The organism is Pseudomonas aphyarum (assembly GCF_028657055.1).
Lineage (GTDB): Bacteria > Pseudomonadota > Gammaproteobacteria > Pseudomonadales > Pseudomonadaceae > Aquipseudomonas > Aquipseudomonas aphyarum.
In genome coordinates this window covers 70,309-85,425 of the sequence record NZ_JAMDGS010000003.1, presented here as the reverse complement: position 1 = coordinate 85,425, position 15,117 = coordinate 70,309, and the positions used below count along the sequence as shown (strand labels likewise).

Genomic DNA, 15,117 nt, shown 5'->3' with positions numbered 1-15,117 from the left:
AAGGGAGGTGACAGCTGTACGCGGGTTCGCAGACCGGGAATCAAGGAACCCGGCATACCCGAAGGTATCCCGCGCACAACCGCCATTACGCGACCAGCAAAAAATGCTGAACGGAAACGACGCTCTGGGCGCCTTGATTGATCCGGGCTGCGAAACCCGATCGCTGATTCGTCAGCGACCGACCCACAATAGAACCCGCCCCCAAGGCGCACAAGCCGGCGGATTCTGGCTGATGCGTAGGCAATGGCGCAAGGTGTTGTGGCTTGCCGGAAGTATCCTTAAACACCTTTAAACCGCCCCAGCCACCCCGCCGCTTCGCCACAGCTGATTACTCCCTCACACTTTTTCGTGCCATTTCAAATCTGTATTCAGAGCGATCAACTGTGTTTACCCGTTCACTTTCATAAGTCTACATACCCGGAAAGATATATATATTTATCGCCAACAAAGTTTCAGGCCTTTAAAAACAGCCTCCCCTCTCATTCACGCCAAACCAAAGAAACACTTCGAACATTAATCCACGTGAACTTTTCGACCTGGATCCTTACTCTAAAAACCTGTCTACCGCACAAACACGACAATCAACAAACAACCACCACACCTCATTTATTTCGCCATTAGAGAATGGATTCCGAATCATGAAGCCAATGGACAACTATGTTTACGATTCCACAACCACACTTCAGAAAAAGGCAGTAAGCCAGACCATTACAAACTTTATCAGCGATGAATACGCCATTGAACGCCTTGGCTGGAAATGGGATGAAATTCTGGTTCCGTGCGTGGAGGACAGCACATTTGACCGAATTCATCGCAGCGGCAAAATCTCGCTTGCCATACTTCTGCGCCACGACGACTTTCGCTTTATACGCGCTCGCCGCAAGATTCCGGACAACGCTGTTTTTCTGCTGGATGAGAATGCTCGACTCTATTCCAGCTATCGAAACATGGTCTCCAGCGGAGGCCGGCCCGCTACCCCGTTTGTTTCTCTGCGAGAGATCACCGCTGATATAGCAGGTCTGGCTGACTTCGCCGACAACCTTCCGATATTGGCCAAGGTCGCCGCCTCCAGTGGCGGCTGGATCATTACAGGAGACGAAGTTACGGTCGGCCAGTGGCTGCGTTTCCACGGGCTGCAAGTGCCGGACAACGAACAGGACACCCGCAACCTGCTTGATCTGTTGAACTTCTCGACATTGCCCGCGCCGCCGAAGTACGGAAACTATTGGCAACTTCTGGACGCGTCCGACGAGTCGCCATTCAAACTTGAGGGAAATAACCGGTCTATCATTCTTGATCTGATACAAAGCTACACCCGTGATTTTGAAGCCATCGTCAATGTCCTCGGCAGACGTTTGCTGATTGAAAGCACATCGGGTGACGGCGCTATAACCAGCACGGACTATCGCCTGCAGCAATTGATCGAAAGTGCTGCGTCCCGGCACGGGCAACATTACCTGTCCAGATTGGGCTGGCTTAATGAACAAGCAGAAACAAAACAATCGACGGAGCTCATGGAGCAACTGGCGGTTGCCGTGATCTTGCTTGACCTCGACCCGGCGCTCGATATCGCCAATACCCACTTCGCCGGTTTCGATCTGTATTCCAGACGTTACTTCAAACAATATCCTTCCCGGGTTCGGGCAGACCTGGAAGCGCATCTGATCAAGAACCTGAACGTCGAGCCCTCGCTCGCCCCTCTGGTATCGCAGATGGTTCTGGCGGGGATGGCACCGGAATATCTCTTTAGCGATTGGCCGTCCAGCCTGTTGATGGGGACGCCGGCCTGGGTGATCGCCACGCAGGCCGTGCATCTGGTCGAAGCGTTGGCGCCTGGCGCCAGCCGCAAAATGACTTATCAACATTTGATGGGGTTCAGCCAGTCGACAAAAGCGCTCGCGCCACTGGCAGCACTGCAGGCTGAGGGCTCAGTGGATCCGGTGGTGACCTGGGCCTGGATGAACGGCTTCATCACGCGAGATGCGCAAGGTGAACTCGGCGCGCAAGAGATCGAGCGCGCCATACGCGAATACGATCATTACATTGGCTTGACGCTGGAAGCCGCCGAACACTTTTCCAGGCCGTTTCCCGATCGCAGACAGCTCGCATTGAAAGAGCTGAAGACCCAGGAACGCGATTGCGACCCCGATGAGCTGTTGGTCAAACATCGCGGCTCGGGCGGTGGCGCCGGTCGCAAAGTGTCGGTGCTGGATCTCTACATGGGTGACGAACTGCACACCCAGGACTGGGATCGCATCAGGGGCACCAGTATCTACAAATCCTTCCCGGAGCTGCCCTATCTCTATCCCGTTGCCGAGCTTTACGAGTCGGCGACCACCCGTCATTTCGACGCTGTACTCGGGGGGCTGGCGCGCAATATCCAGATCGCCATTTCACAGGTACTCCCGGAAGATGCAGCGTCCCTCGAATACGGTGCGATCGGGGTCTATTGCGTTCAGAAAATGAACTACAGACCCGCGCGGACCAACGGCCGCGGCGGCATCAGTCCAGCTACGTACCTTCCGGGAGAGACCGGTCGTTACGGTGTCATTCTCTGTGTGAAGCACGGTTACGCCGTCAAGTGCTTTGAGCTGCTTCCACTCAGGATGGAGTGTCGCTACAACCCGGATCTCGAAGCGTTCTTCGAGCCGCTGGTATCCGGAAACTTCTACCAGCTCGACACTCGTTTCGCCGACCAGAAACAACTTGAGAAGGTCCCCATTGATCTACAGGCCTACCTGCAAAACGTGCCGCCCAAAACCGGCGTCCAGTCCAGAATCCAGGTCCGCAGGATCGGTGTCCTTGAAGCACCCGCCGACCACAGCGACCGGGATAATCAAATCCCCCTTTATCGATCCTCTCGCATGGAGACACTGGGTTGGATGGTCGCCAGGAAAAATCCGTACACCACCGAGCAAGAGATTCACCAGCTGGGTCTGCAGCAAACCGCACGAGAAAAAGCGATTGAAAAGACCGACGCCATCTTCAACATGATTCTCAACCTGATCATTCCCTTCAAGGGTTGCGTGGAAGGACTGAACTCCGGTGATCCGAAAAAGCAGGGTGGTGCCATTTTCGACTGCATTGTCGATGCCGCGGTATTGGCGATAACCCTTTTCGCCGCACCCGTTGCCATCGCTGCCGCTGCCAGCAAAGCCGCGACCATCGCCGGCAAACTGCTGTCGGCCTCGAGGATTCTGGCAAGCACGGCCCTCAGCCTGTTCAACCCGTTGTCGGGTTTGCCGCAACTGCTCAAGGCCGGTGGCAAACTGCTCGGCCGAGGCGTCGCCAGGCTGAGCGGCCATGCCCTCTCGCTGGCACATCATGCCAGGCAGCAACTCAGGTTCTTGACCGGCGCAAACAGTTACGACCTGCTCAAAGTCATTGATCACACCGGCTCGGCGGCACAGGCGCGAATGTCTCTGGACACGGTTTCCCATGCGCGGGCACTGCTGAAAAGCGATGCCATCGAAACCGCTCAACACATTGTCACGCGCTTGAGCGACACGAACTTCAAATTGCCCAAAGGTGCTACCGAAACTGAATTGCGCCATCTTGCGAACAACGCCGTGAAGGAAACCGCGTATCAGTCGAAACAGGCAGGCGATCTGGAGTCGCTGATCGGTCGCAAGGCTTTGGAAGAGTTGACAGAGGCGTTCATCAAGGGCCACCCCGTGCAGCTCAACAATACGCGCAGCACGGCGCAGGGTTACACCGAAACGCTGGCAGTCCTGTACGAGCTTGAAAGCAAAAAGGCCCGATACATGACGGGCTATCAGCAAGACATTCTGAAACTGGATCTGGGCAAACCGCCGTACAGCGACGTGATGCCAGAAGCGCTCTTCAATCCTCTTGGCTATACCGATCCTTCACAACGAGCAACCGCCTGGATGTTGAAAGGCTCGACCTCCAACGGCAACGACTTCGACAATGTTCTCGGCGTATTGCGCGATTACACCGCGAACAAGGCCTCCCTGACCGATCCGAACGTGATCCGGGATATCCATCGCAAACTGGTACCGGAAGCCGTCGACAAAGTGCGCGACGCCGGCGCCCCGACCAAGTACGGCAGCAGCCCGACCGGGTTCGCGTTACTGGAGCAGCATTTAAAGCACCTGGACCCAAGCCACCCGCACTTTGACAAGCAGGTGCTGGGGGCGGTGGTCGGTTTCCAGGGTTTTGGTGATGGCAATGGCCGCACCGCCAGTGCGCTGTACTCGATCAGCCAGTTGCGTAACAAGCAGTTCACGGCCATGCCACCCCACGTATTCAGGGAGCTCAACGGCATTTTCTGATGATGCCCGATTGACCTGACTGCAACAGGTCCGTACTCCGCTTTCCGGAGTACGGATCACGGAAACAGCAAATACCCCGCACTCACCGCCAACAGCAACGCCATTACCCGGTTGAACAAACGCATCCCCGCCGGATTCCCGAGATAGCCACGCAAAAACGTCCCGGCATACACCCAGCACCCGACCGACAGATAACAGATCACCAGATACACCGCCGCAAACTGCCACACCAGCCGCGCCTCGCCATCGGCGACAAACGCGCCCATCCCCGCGACGCAGGCCAGCCACGCCTTGGGATTGAGCCACTGCATCACCGCGCCGTAGAGCATCGACGGCGCCCTGCCCGATTCTCCCGCATTCAACTGGCCGTCATCGGTAGCCAGTTTCCAGGCCATGAACAGCAGAAACGCCACCCCGGCCAGTTGCACCACGCGGGTCAGCGACGGCCACAGCGTAAGCACTTCATGCAGTCCCAGCCCCATCAACACCAGCAACAACACAAACCCCAGCGTCGCCCCCGCCACATGCCGTTGACTGGCACGAAAGCCGAACTGCGCCCCCGAGCTCAACGCCACGATATTCACCGGCCCCGGGGTAATGGACGCGGCCAGGGCAAACGCCGCCATCGACACAATCAGACTCATCGCACACCTGCTTCAAATCGAGGAACAAGGCACTCACAGTAGCCAGCACACAGCACGCGGTATTGAAGGAAATTACCCCCGCTCGCGCAGACCCACTACGCTCTGGCTATGCGACCACTTTTGACCAGGAAGTCTGCCCTCGATGATCTTGATTCTGCTGCCCTCTGCCGATTACGACCCCACCGAAAGCAGCGTGCCCTGGCAGGCAATGCGCAAGGCGGGTATCGAAGTACGTTTTGCCACACCGCAAGGCTTGCCCGCCCACGCCGATCCACGGCTGGTGGATATCGGCTTCGGCCTGTTGAGTTCGATGCTGATGACGCGCAAGGCCGATCTGGACAGTTACACGCAGATGATCGAGTCCGAGGCGTTCAGGCAGCCGCTGGCGTATGCCGATGTCGACACGACCCAATTTGACGGTCTGCTGATTCCCGGCGGGCATGCCAAGGGGATGCGCACGCTGTTGGAATCGACGCAGGCTCAGCAAATCGCCCTGCAATTCTTCAAGGCCGAAAAACCCGTGGCGGCGGTGTGTCATGGCGTGTTGTTGCTGGCGCGCACGCTCGACCCCGATACCGGGCGTTCGGTGTTGTTCGGGCGCAAGGTCACGGCACTGCTGGCGGCAACCATGGAGATGCCAGCGTGGCTGATGACAGCTGCCTGGCTGGGGCGCTACTACCGCACCTACAAGCAGACCGTCGAAGCGGAAGTGAAGACCGTGCTGGCCAGCAAAGCCGACTTCATACGCGGGCCGCTGATCGCCAAACGCGATTGTGCGCAGAAACTGCAATCAGGATTTGTGGTGCGCGACGGCCAACTGCTGACAGCGCGCTGGCCCGGCGATTGCCATCGATTCGCCGCCGAATGGGTGGCCATGTTGCAGGCCCCCCAGCGCTGATCGGCGTTTTCAGTCCTGACGCGGCACGGTGAAGCGGAATTCGCTGCCCTGCCCCGGCTCGCTCTCGGCAACGATCCGCCCGCCGTGAGCCTCGACGATGCCTTGCGTGATGTACAGGCCCAGCCCGGTACCGTTCGGATTGCCTTCCTTCACCGTCCAGTAGCGGTCGAAAACGTGCGGCAAGTGATCCTTGGGAATGCCTTCGCCGCTGTCACGTACCGTGAAGACGATGTCGTCACCGACCGATTTGGCATACACATCGACCGTACCCAGGCGCGGCGTGAACTTGATCGCGTTGCCGACCAGATTCGACAGCACCTGGAACAGCCGCTCGGGGTCGGCGTGGATGCTCAGGTCGGGGTCAGCCTCGAACGAGATGCTGATGTCCTTGTCCAGCGCCAGCGGCGCGAGCAGCGATTGCGCCTCTTCGAACATCTGCGCGACATCGAGTTTCTGCGGCGCGATGGTGTAGCGGCCGGCGTCGATTTTCGAGGTGTCGAGCAAGTCTTCCAGCAGCGTGTTCATGCGCCCGGCGGCTTGCTGCATGGTGTCGATCGCAGTCGAGATGCGCCGCGAAGTGTGCGGCCCGTCCGAGCTGAAGGCCTTCTGCATCATGCCGCACAGCATCGAGATCACGGTCATCGGATTGCGCAGATCGTGAGACACCACCGCCACCAGCTCATCGCGGGCGCGCACCGCTTCCTGCTCGCGGCGCACCTGACGGGCCAGATCATTTTCCAGCGCCGAGCGGCGCAGGTCGTTGGCAGCGAACAGATCGCCGTGGCTCCACTTGGTGGAAATCCCGGCCATCTCGACCTTCCAGATTTCGAACGAGGTACGCGGCCGCAGACGCAGGCCGGCGTCGGAGTTTTCCAGATCCAGCGGCTTGCGCGGGTCGCCGCTCCAGTTGATGTTCTCTTTGACTTCGGGGCGGAACCACAGCACGCCGTTGTCCACCGGTTTGGGCAAGCTCAAGGCGAGCACGCCGCTGGCGACCTGCTGATACTGCGCGGCCGGCGGATAGACGCTGGCCAGGTGATGACTGGCAAACACCGGCTCGCCGCGCTCCTGCAACCACTTGTGCAGGGCACGAATCTCTTCCGGCTCCGGGCAGTTGCCGTAACGGTGCAATTGCTTGTCTTCGATGATCGCGATGCCGCCGGCATTGGCCAGCGCCATCAACACCTGCGGCTGGTTGGCCAGGCCATCGAAGACGTTCTGTGGCGAATCGATCATCGCCTGATTGAGCAGCGCCAGCGACTCGACCTTTTCCTCGCGTTGACGGCTGACCTCCAGCGCTTCCATCGCACTGATCTGCAACGACAGCACCTGGCCGATGGTCTGGCATGCGGTGCGCAACTCGTGCGGCACGTGCAGCGGCTGGCGGTTGCCGCAACTGATCAGGCCCCAGAGGCGGTCGCCCTTGAGCAGGGAAATGCTCATCGAGGACAGCACGCCCATGTTCTTCATGTACTGGCAGTGGATCGGCGACACGCTGCGCAATGTGGCGAAGCTCAGGTCCAGCGGGGTCTGTGTGTCCGGGCGCAACTTGGGCACCAGCGGCACCGGTTGGTAGTCGGCATTCGGGATGATCCGCAGCCAGTTGGTGCGGTACAGCTCCCGGGCCTGCTCGGGGATGTCGGAGGCCGGGAAAAACAGACCGTTGAAGACTTCCATCGACGGGTCGGACGCTTCGGCGATGACCTGACCGTGGCCCTCTTCTTCGAAGCGATAGATCAGCACCCGGTCGTAACCGGTCATGGCCTGGATTTCCTTGACGCTGATGTCGTACAGCGCCTGCAGGCTCTGAGCCTTTTGCAGGCGCGCGAGCATCCGCCCCAGATGGGTTTCGGTGCCGGCGACGTTGCGCGGCTGGAAGTTCTCGACGTGGATTTCCAGCTCCAGAATCAAGACGTCCTGATGCCGGTGCAGCAAGCCTTCGAACGCAGTGCCGTTGAGGCGAAAGTGCAGCGGCGGCGCATCGGACAGCGCCGGCTGCTGCAAGGCCTCGCGAACCTGCGCGGCATGGGCATCGCCGATCAGGCTTTGCAGTGGCTGGCCGATCAGTTCTTGTGCCGGTCGGGCGAGCAACGTTTCGACGTTGGCGCTGATCTGGATGATCGAAAGGTCCGGCTCGCTCAGGGTCAGCAGCAAACCGTGCGGCTGGATCGCGCCGGGAAAGCGGATCGGCTCGTCGGCGCAGTTGGCCAGCAACTCTTCAAAGGCTTCTTTGTCTTGCGGGGTCATACCAGAACCTCCTGGCTTTCGAGCCAGCGCTCGAAACAGCTGAATGTGGTGTGGGCGGCCGCCACGACGGCTTCACGCTCGTCGGCGTCCATCGGGCGACTGCCCAGGTATTCGATGAAATCGCGCCAGCGCCGGCCGGTGGCAGCGCCGTAGATGTCCAGAAACGCTGCACCGTTGTCCGCGTCCAGGCTCAGTCGTGCGGCGATTTCCCGGCGCAGGATCTGCCCGCCGAGGGTGGCGCCTTCCAGCACGTACAGCACGCCCAGGCAGGCGGCGGCGGAGTCGATGGAGGGCAACTGGCGGCAGAGCGGAAAGTCCCCGTTGTTTGCGCACAACGCTTGCAGGTCGCGTTGCAGGGTCGGGGCCTTGAGGCGTGAAACCAGATCGAAATCGGCGGGGATCTCGCCGCTGTCCTGCAATGCACTTTCCAGTGGCTGATAGAAGCCGTAATAGGCGCGCATCAGTCGCTCGAAAGCGTGCAGATCAAGGGTGTCGGAGAAGAAAGGAAGGCGTTTTTCCAGTGCAATGTGCAGTTCGGCCGTGCCGGCGCGCAGATCCTGCAACACCGGTGGTACATGAACCTCGCGGGCCTTTGCTTGCATGTAGGTCGCTCGTACAGTGGGCCGCCTGCGGCCATGGGGGAATGGAAAAGCATTGCGTGAAAGCTTACACGGCAATTGTCCTTTCTGACCCGACAGATGGTTTTTTCTGGCGGATTCATCACCCTGTGACGGTTTCAGAGTTGACGGGACGGCAGAAAGTTCGAACGGATTTACGCCCGATCATCGCTGTACTGCGACACTGCTGCCTGACTGTACGGTTCAGGGCCGCACGCCCGCGTGATAAAAGTAGCGCTCCCGTCACCGGAGCCCGCACCATGGATCTCGCCACCCTCTCCCTGTTTCTGCCCGCCTGCTTTGCCTTGAACATGGCGCCGGGGCCGAACAATCTGCTGTCGGTCAGCAACGCCACCCGCTACGGCTATCGTCGCGCCTGCGTGGCCGGTGTCGGTCGGTTGCTGGCGTTTGCCGGGATGATCGCCCTTGCGGCGGCGGGGCTGGCAGTGGTGCTGCAAACGTCCGAACTGTTGTTCTATGGGATCAAGCTCATCGGCGCGGGGTATCTGCTGTATCTGGCGTGGCAGCTGTGGCGGGCCAATCCTGCCGCCGAAGACGCGGTTACTGCGCCGGCGAGCGGGCTTCTGGCCCTGGCGCGTCAGGAGTTTTTAGTGGCGGCAGGAAACCCCAAGGCAATCCTCATCTTCACCGCATTCCTGCCGCAATTCGTCGACCCGGCCCGCGCCATCACCCCGCAGTTCATGCTGCTGGGTGTGCTGTTCCTGCTGCTGGAATGGATCGCCATCAGCGCCTACGCCTACATGGGCCTGCACATGCGCCGCTGGTTCGCCGAGCCGCGCGGCAAGCGGATATTCAACCGTTGCTGCGCGGGGCTGCTGTCGGCGGCGGCGTCGGTGTTGCTGATGGCCAAGCGGGCTTAGGCTTCGGACGGGCCTTTGAGTTCGACCTGATTGCCGTCCGGGTCGAAGCAGTACAGCGACAGGCCGTAGCCCTCGGCGCCAAAACGGGTGGCGGCTTTTTCGACGGTCAGGCCGCAGGCTTGCAAATGACTGACCAGCGCCGCTTCATCGAACGGCTCGATGCGCAGGCAGAAGTGATCGACGTTGCGCCGTTCGCTACCGGCAGCGGCGCCGCCCTTGCGGCCGATTTCGCCGTCGAGGTCGACCAGATCGATCATCGACGTACCGGCGCGCAGGTGCACCAGACCGAACTTTTCGTTGCGCTTGACCACTTCGGCGCCGAAGACCCGGTCGTAGAAATCAATGCTGCGTTGCAGATCGGCAACGCGCAGCACGATGTGATCGATGTGTTGAATCGTGAACGGTGGCATACCTTCATTTCCCGAGTTGTAGCGACCCGATCACTGTAGTGCAGCGGCCCGAAAATTCACTGTCGATTTTTCGGTGGAGCCATCAAATAACTGGTTTTATCCTCGGCCCATGAACATACAGACCGCTGTCCTGCCCCCTCACGCCGAAATGGTTCGCGCCATGCTCGCAAGCGACACTGCCTATGAAGGCGTGTTCTTCACGGCTGTGAAAACCACCGGGATCTTTTGCCGCCCTACCTGCACGGCGCGCAAGCCGAAACCGGAAAACGTCGAGTTCTTCGCCCACGCTGACGACTGCCTGTCCGCCGGTTATCGCGCCTGTTTGCGCTGCAAACCGCTGGATGCCGCAGCCATCGCCCCGGACTGGGTGCAACGACTATTAAAAGCCGTCGACGCCGATCCGGAGCTGCGCTGGAGCGATGCGCAGTTGCTCGCCGAGGGCATCGAACCGTTGAAGTTGCGGCGCTGGTTCAAACAGCATTTCGGCATGACCTTCCATGCGTGGCTGCGCACGCGCCGGCTCGGAGTGGCATTGGGCGGGATCAAGCAAGGCACATCCATCGACCACGCGGCGTTCGATTCCGGTTATGAATCCCTCAGCGGTTTTCGCGATGCGTTCCAGAAGTCGTTCCACATCACGCCGGGACGCGCGGCAGCCAGCGAGCCGCTGCTGTTCACCCGGCTGACCACGCCGCTGGGGCCGATGATCGCCATGGCCGAGCGTCGCGGGCTGGTGCTGCTGGAGTTTCTCGACCGCCCGGCGCTGACCCGGGAAGTCGAGGAACTGCAAAACCGCTACGGCTACGTGGTCGCACCGGGGCACAACGCGCATTTGCAGCAGATCGAAAATGAGCTGGCGCTGTATTTCGCCGGCAAGCTGAGCGAATTCAGCGTGCCGCTGCACCTGCCTGGCAGCGAGTTTGCCCGCCAGGTCTGGGCCGAACTGCGGCAAATCCCCTACGGCCATACCAGCACTTACGGCACCATCGCCGCACGGCTGGGCAAACCCGGCGCCAGTCGCGCAGTGGGGCTGGCCAACGGGCACAATCGGCTGTCGATTGTCGTGCCGTGCCATCGGGTGATCGGTGCGGACGGCTCATTGACGGGCTATGGTGGTGGGCAACCGCGCAAGGCGTTTTTGCTTCGGCTGGAAAGCGCCGCCGTGCAGCTCACGCAACAACTGGCTTTCTAAAACAATAGACAAGAAGGGATCTCGATGAACGCGCTCGACACTCAATTTCACCAGTTGCACCACGATGGCCTGTTGATCCTGACCAACGTCGCCGACGCCACCGGCGCGCGTCTGGTCGAGCAATTGGGCGGCAAAGCCGTCGCCACCAGCAGCGCCGCTGTCGCTTGGGCCCACGGTTATCCGGACGGTAACACCCTGCCGCTGGAACGGTTGATCAGCACCGTGGAGTCGATTGCCCGAGTCATCCAAGTGCCGTTGAGCGTGGACATCGAGGCCGGTTATTCCGATGACCTCGACCGGGTCGCTGAAGTGATCGATGCCGTCGTCGCCTCAGGCGCGGTCGGGATCAATATCGAAGACGGCAGCGGCACGCCGGAACTGCTGGTGCGCAAGATCGAAGTCGCGCGACAAGTGGCCGAGAAGCGCAATGTGAAGCTGTTCATCAACGCCCGCACCGACGTTTATCTGAAAAGCCTGGTGCCGGCCGAGGATCGTGTCGCCGAAACCCTGCACCGCGCCGCACTGTATCAGGCAGCTGGGGCCGATGGTTTGTTCGCCGCCGGCGTCACGTCCGCCTACGAAATCGAAGCCATCTGCAAGGGTACGACGCTGCCGGTGAACGTCCTGGGCTTCGCTTGCCTGCCCTCCCCCGAAGAACTGCAAACCCTCGGCGTGCGCCGCTTGAGCGCCGGTTCCGGGATCGCCGAGTTCATGTACGGCGCCATGGGTTCGCTGGTGAAAAGCTTTCTCGCCAGCGGCAAACTCGACACCCATGACCTCAAGGCCTTCACCTATGGCGAAGTCAACGGTCTGCTGAAGTAAGCCATGCCTGATCCCTATCAACGGGCCAGTGAATTTCTGGCCACTCTCGACGCCGACTGGCAGCGCCACATTGCTGCGGTCGGCCCTTGCCTGCATCAGCCGCACCCGGCGCGCGACCCTTATGAGTCGCTGGTGCGTGCAATTGCCTATCAGCAACTGCACGCCAAGGCGGGCGATGCGATTGTCGGGCGGCTGGTGGGGTTGTTTCCCGGGCAGACGTTTCCGCGTCCGGAGCAGATTCTGGCGACGGACTTCGATCAATTGCGCGGTTGCGGGTTTTCGGCGGGCAAGATTGCGACGATTCAGGGGATTGCCCAGGCGACTATGGACGGCGTGGTGCCGGATTACTCGACCGCGCTGGCGATGGAGGATGAAGCATTGATCGAGCGGTTGGTCAGTCTGCGCGGGGTTGGGCGCTGGACCGTCGAGATGTTGCTGATCTATAGCCTGGAGCGCCCGGATATCCTGCCGGCGGATGACTTTGGGGTTCGCGAGGGGTATCGGCGGTTGAAGGGGCTGGAGGTGCAGCCTGCGCGTAGGCAGATGATTGAGATCGGGTTGGCGTGGAAGCCGTTTCGGACGGTGGCGGCCTGGTATTTGTGGAGGGTGCCAAAAGCGCCCTCACCCTAGCCCTCTCCCGGGGGGAGAGGGAACCGATTGGGGGATATTGGCGACTTCCGCCGACCTGGAATAGCACCTGTGAATCCATTGATGCCAAGACGTTGGCGAACCCATCGTTGCCAAGACTTTAGTGAATCCATAAATGCCAAGACGCTGGTGAATCCATAGTCGACTCGGTGTTTCAGGTCGATGTAAGACGCAAGACACCTCGGTCGGCTCCCTCTCCCTCCGGGAGAGGGCTGGGGTGAGGGGGAGCTACAGACCCGATTTCAACTTGCTGAACGCCCGAATTAAAGCCCGGTTGAACGCCTTGCCATTATCATTCTTGCTATACAAAGAAGCCCTCACCGCCTCAGGCGGATACGTCCCCGGATCATTACGAATCGCCGGATCAATCAACCCGTCCGCCGCCGTAATCGCGTTGGCGTAGTGAATCGTATCGGTAATCGGCGCAATTACTTCAGGCGTCATCAAATAATCCATCAATGCCAGCCCGGCCTCCGGATGCGGTGCATCCTTGGGAATGACCATGGCATCGAACCAGATCAGCGTGCCCTCCTTCGGGATCCGGTAATTCAACTTGAACGGCTTTTTCGCCGTTTCAGCCTGACCTGCCGCGATGGCAACGTTGCCGTTCCACGACATCGCCACGCAGGTGTTGCCGTTGGCCAGGTCGCTGATGTTCAGGTCATTGTCGAAGTAGCGGATGTACGGGCGGATCTTCGCCAGTTGCTGTTCGGCGAGTTTCAGGTCGTCGAGGCTCTGGCGATTGATGTCCAGGCCCATGTACTTCATGACCGCCGCGAATACTTCGTTCGGATCGTTGAGCAGGCTCACCCCGCAATCGGCGAATTTCGACACCACCGCCGGATCGAACAGCATCGCCCAACTGTCCCGTGGCGCGTCCGGCAGGCGCTGCTTCACGGCCTCCTCCTGATAGCCGACGCCGGTGGTGCCCCAGGCATAGATCCCGGCGTAGCGATTGCCCGGATCGAACACCGCCATGTGCTGACGGAATTCGTCACCGACACCGGCAAAGTGCGGAAGCTGCTGCTTGTTCAGGGTCTGGATCGCGCCGCTTTCGATGGCCCGCGACAGGTGCTGGCCGGCGGTCAGCACCAGGTCGTAACCGCTGCGGCCGGTGAGCAGTTTGGTCTCGACGGTTTCCAGTGAGTCGAAGTGATCGGCGACCACCCGAATCCCGGTTTTCGCCTCGAAATTCTTCAGGGTATCCGGGGCCAGGTACTCGCCCCAGATGTACAGGTTGACCACCGGTTTCGCCGTTTCGGCGGCCTGCACACACAGGGGTGCAAGCACCAGCAATAACGCTTTACTCAGTTTGTGCAGGCCCATGGTCAGGCTCCTTTTTTCTGGCCGGCGTATTGCGGCATGGTGATGCACGCGACGTTGCCGCCACCGAGCAGGATTTCCCGGGAGTTTTCGATGCCGACGATCTTGTGCTGCGGGAACAGCTCGGCGAGGGTCGCCAGCGCCACCTGATCGTTGCGATCACCGAACAGCGGCACCACGATCGAGCTGTTGCCGGCGTAGTAGTTGATGTACGACGCACAGATTTTGGTACCGGCCTGGCGGGTGTGGGTGCTGTCCTGCTGATCGAGGCCTTCGGCTTCTTCGGCGGTCCACTCCAGCACGTCCGGTTGCGGCAACTTGTGCACGATCAGTTCGCGGCCACGGCTGTCGCGGGTGCTGCGCAGGATGTCGTAGGCCTCCTGATAGATTTCCCACTGCGGATCGTCGCGGTTGTCGGTCCATTGCAGCACCACTTCGCCGGGGCGCACGAAGCACGCGAGGTCGTCGACATGGCCGTCGGTTTCGTCAAACTTGCAACCGCGCGGCAGCCAGATCACTTGCTCGGCGCCGAGATAATCAGTCAGCCGGCGGGTCACTTCGTCCTTGCCCAGGTGCTGGTTGCGATTGCGGTTGAGCAGGCATTGCTCGGTGGTGAGGATGCTGCCCTGGCCGTCGCTCTGGATGCCGCCGAGTTCGGCAATCAATGGCGCGCGATAGCGGTCGAAGCGTTCGATTTCGAGAATTTTGCTGGCGATCTGGTCGTCCTTGTCCCACGGGTAGTAGAGCCCGCCGTCGAGGCCGCCGTAGGCGTTGAATTCGAAGTCGACGCCACGCACTTCACCGCTCTGGTCGTTGACCACGAAGCACGGGCCGCTGTCGCGGAACCAGGTGTCGTTGCAGGTCATCTCCACCACCCGCACCTGCGGCGGCAACTGGCGGCGGGCGGTGGCGAACTGGGATGCCGAAGCGCAGACCGTCACCGGTTCGCTGTGGGAGATCGCGGTGACGATCTGCACCCAGACTTTCTGCGCTGGCTTGGCGCCGTTGCGCCAGACGTCGGTGCGCTCAGGCCAGCCGAGCCAGCAACCGGACTTGGCTTCGAATTCGCCGGGCAGACGGAAGCCGTCCTGTTTCGGGGTGGAGTCGAGCAAACGTGCCATGGTCAAACCTCGTCATCGG

The 15,117-nt window shown here is 60.4% G+C and carries 12 protein-coding genes; 6 read left to right on the top strand and 6 right to left on the bottom strand.

What is annotated here, in order from left to right; all coding sequences use genetic code 11:
* Window positions 1-638 precede the first annotated feature (638 nt).
* Window positions 639-4,295 carry a hypothetical protein gene (locus tag M5G18_RS05500; protein WP_273897210.1) on the top strand — a complete coding sequence of 1,219 codons (3,657 nt, stop codon included), beginning with the start codon at window positions 639-641 and terminating at the stop codon, window positions 4,293-4,295.
* A gap of 56 nt (window positions 4,296-4,351) precedes the next feature.
* On the opposite strand, the gene M5G18_RS05495 is transcribed toward M5G18_RS05500, so the two are convergent.
* Window positions 4,352-4,939 (bottom strand): LysE family translocator, encoded by a 588-nt coding sequence (locus M5G18_RS05495; RefSeq protein WP_273897209.1) that lies wholly within the window; start codon window positions 4,937-4,939, stop codon window positions 4,352-4,354.
* A 142-nt stretch (window positions 4,940-5,081) separates the two neighbouring features.
* Between M5G18_RS05495 and M5G18_RS05490 the strand changes: the two genes are divergently transcribed.
* On the top strand, window positions 5,082-5,837 hold the full coding sequence (locus M5G18_RS05490) for a type 1 glutamine amidotransferase domain-containing protein (RefSeq protein WP_273897208.1): 756 nt from the start codon (window positions 5,082-5,084) through the stop codon (window positions 5,835-5,837).
* Window positions 5,838-5,846: 9 nt separating this feature from the next.
* Here the strand turns inward: M5G18_RS05490 and M5G18_RS05485 are convergent, their stop codons facing one another.
* Window positions 5,847-8,084 (bottom strand): ATP-binding protein, encoded by a 2,238-nt coding sequence (locus M5G18_RS05485; RefSeq protein ID WP_273897207.1) that lies wholly within the window; start codon window positions 8,082-8,084, stop codon window positions 5,847-5,849.
* The gene (locus tag M5G18_RS05480; RefSeq protein WP_273897206.1) at window positions 8,081-8,686 is read right to left on the bottom strand and encodes a biliverdin-producing heme oxygenase; all 606 of its coding nucleotides are present in this window, start codon (window positions 8,684-8,686) and stop codon (window positions 8,081-8,083) included. The genes M5G18_RS05485 and M5G18_RS05480 overlap by 4 nt, the downstream gene beginning before the upstream one ends.
* A gap of 275 nt (window positions 8,687-8,961) precedes the next feature.
* Here M5G18_RS05480 and M5G18_RS05475 point away from each other — a divergent pair, with 275 nt between their 5' ends.
* On the top strand, window positions 8,962-9,582 hold the full coding sequence (locus M5G18_RS05475) for a LysE family translocator (RefSeq protein ID WP_273897205.1): 621 nt from the start codon (window positions 8,962-8,964) through the stop codon (window positions 9,580-9,582).
* Here M5G18_RS05475 and M5G18_RS05470 read toward each other — a convergent pair.
* A complete protein-coding gene (locus tag M5G18_RS05470; protein WP_039770856.1) occupies window positions 9,579-9,992 on the bottom strand; it encodes a VOC family protein in 414 nt (137 codons plus the stop codon). The genes M5G18_RS05475 and M5G18_RS05470 overlap by 4 nt on opposite strands.
* Window positions 9,993-10,101: 109 nt before the next feature.
* Between M5G18_RS05470 and M5G18_RS05465 the strand changes: the two genes are divergently transcribed.
* Genes M5G18_RS05465 through M5G18_RS05455 form a run of 3 tightly spaced genes read left to right on the top strand, consistent with a single transcriptional unit; the run spans window position 10,102 to window position 12,636 of the window.
* Window positions 10,102-11,184, top strand: coding sequence for a bifunctional transcriptional activator/DNA repair enzyme AdaA (locus tag M5G18_RS05465; protein WP_273897204.1), 1,083 nt, complete (start codon window positions 10,102-10,104; stop codon window positions 11,182-11,184).
* A 24-nt stretch (window positions 11,185-11,208) separates the two neighbouring features.
* Window positions 11,209-12,006 carry an isocitrate lyase/PEP mutase family protein gene (locus M5G18_RS05460; RefSeq protein ID WP_273897203.1) on the top strand — a complete coding sequence of 266 codons (798 nt, stop codon included), beginning with the start codon at window positions 11,209-11,211 and terminating at the stop codon, window positions 12,004-12,006.
* Between the two features lie 3 nt (window positions 12,007-12,009).
* Window positions 12,010-12,636 carry a DNA-3-methyladenine glycosylase family protein gene (locus tag M5G18_RS05455; RefSeq protein ID WP_273897202.1) on the top strand — a complete coding sequence of 209 codons (627 nt, stop codon included), beginning with the start codon at window positions 12,010-12,012 and terminating at the stop codon, window positions 12,634-12,636.
* Between the two features lie 246 nt (window positions 12,637-12,882).
* Here M5G18_RS05455 and M5G18_RS05450 read toward each other — a convergent pair whose 3' ends face one another.
* Window positions 12,883-13,980 carry an extracellular solute-binding protein gene (locus M5G18_RS05450; RefSeq protein WP_273897201.1) on the bottom strand — a complete coding sequence of 366 codons (1,098 nt, stop codon included), beginning with the start codon at window positions 13,978-13,980 and terminating at the stop codon, window positions 12,883-12,885.
* A gap of 2 nt (window positions 13,981-13,982) precedes the next feature.
* A complete protein-coding gene (gene aguA, locus M5G18_RS05445) occupies window positions 13,983-15,098 on the bottom strand; it encodes an agmatine deiminase (RefSeq protein WP_007957016.1) in 1,116 nt (371 codons plus the stop codon).
* Between the last annotated feature and the right edge of the window lie 19 nt (window positions 15,099-15,117).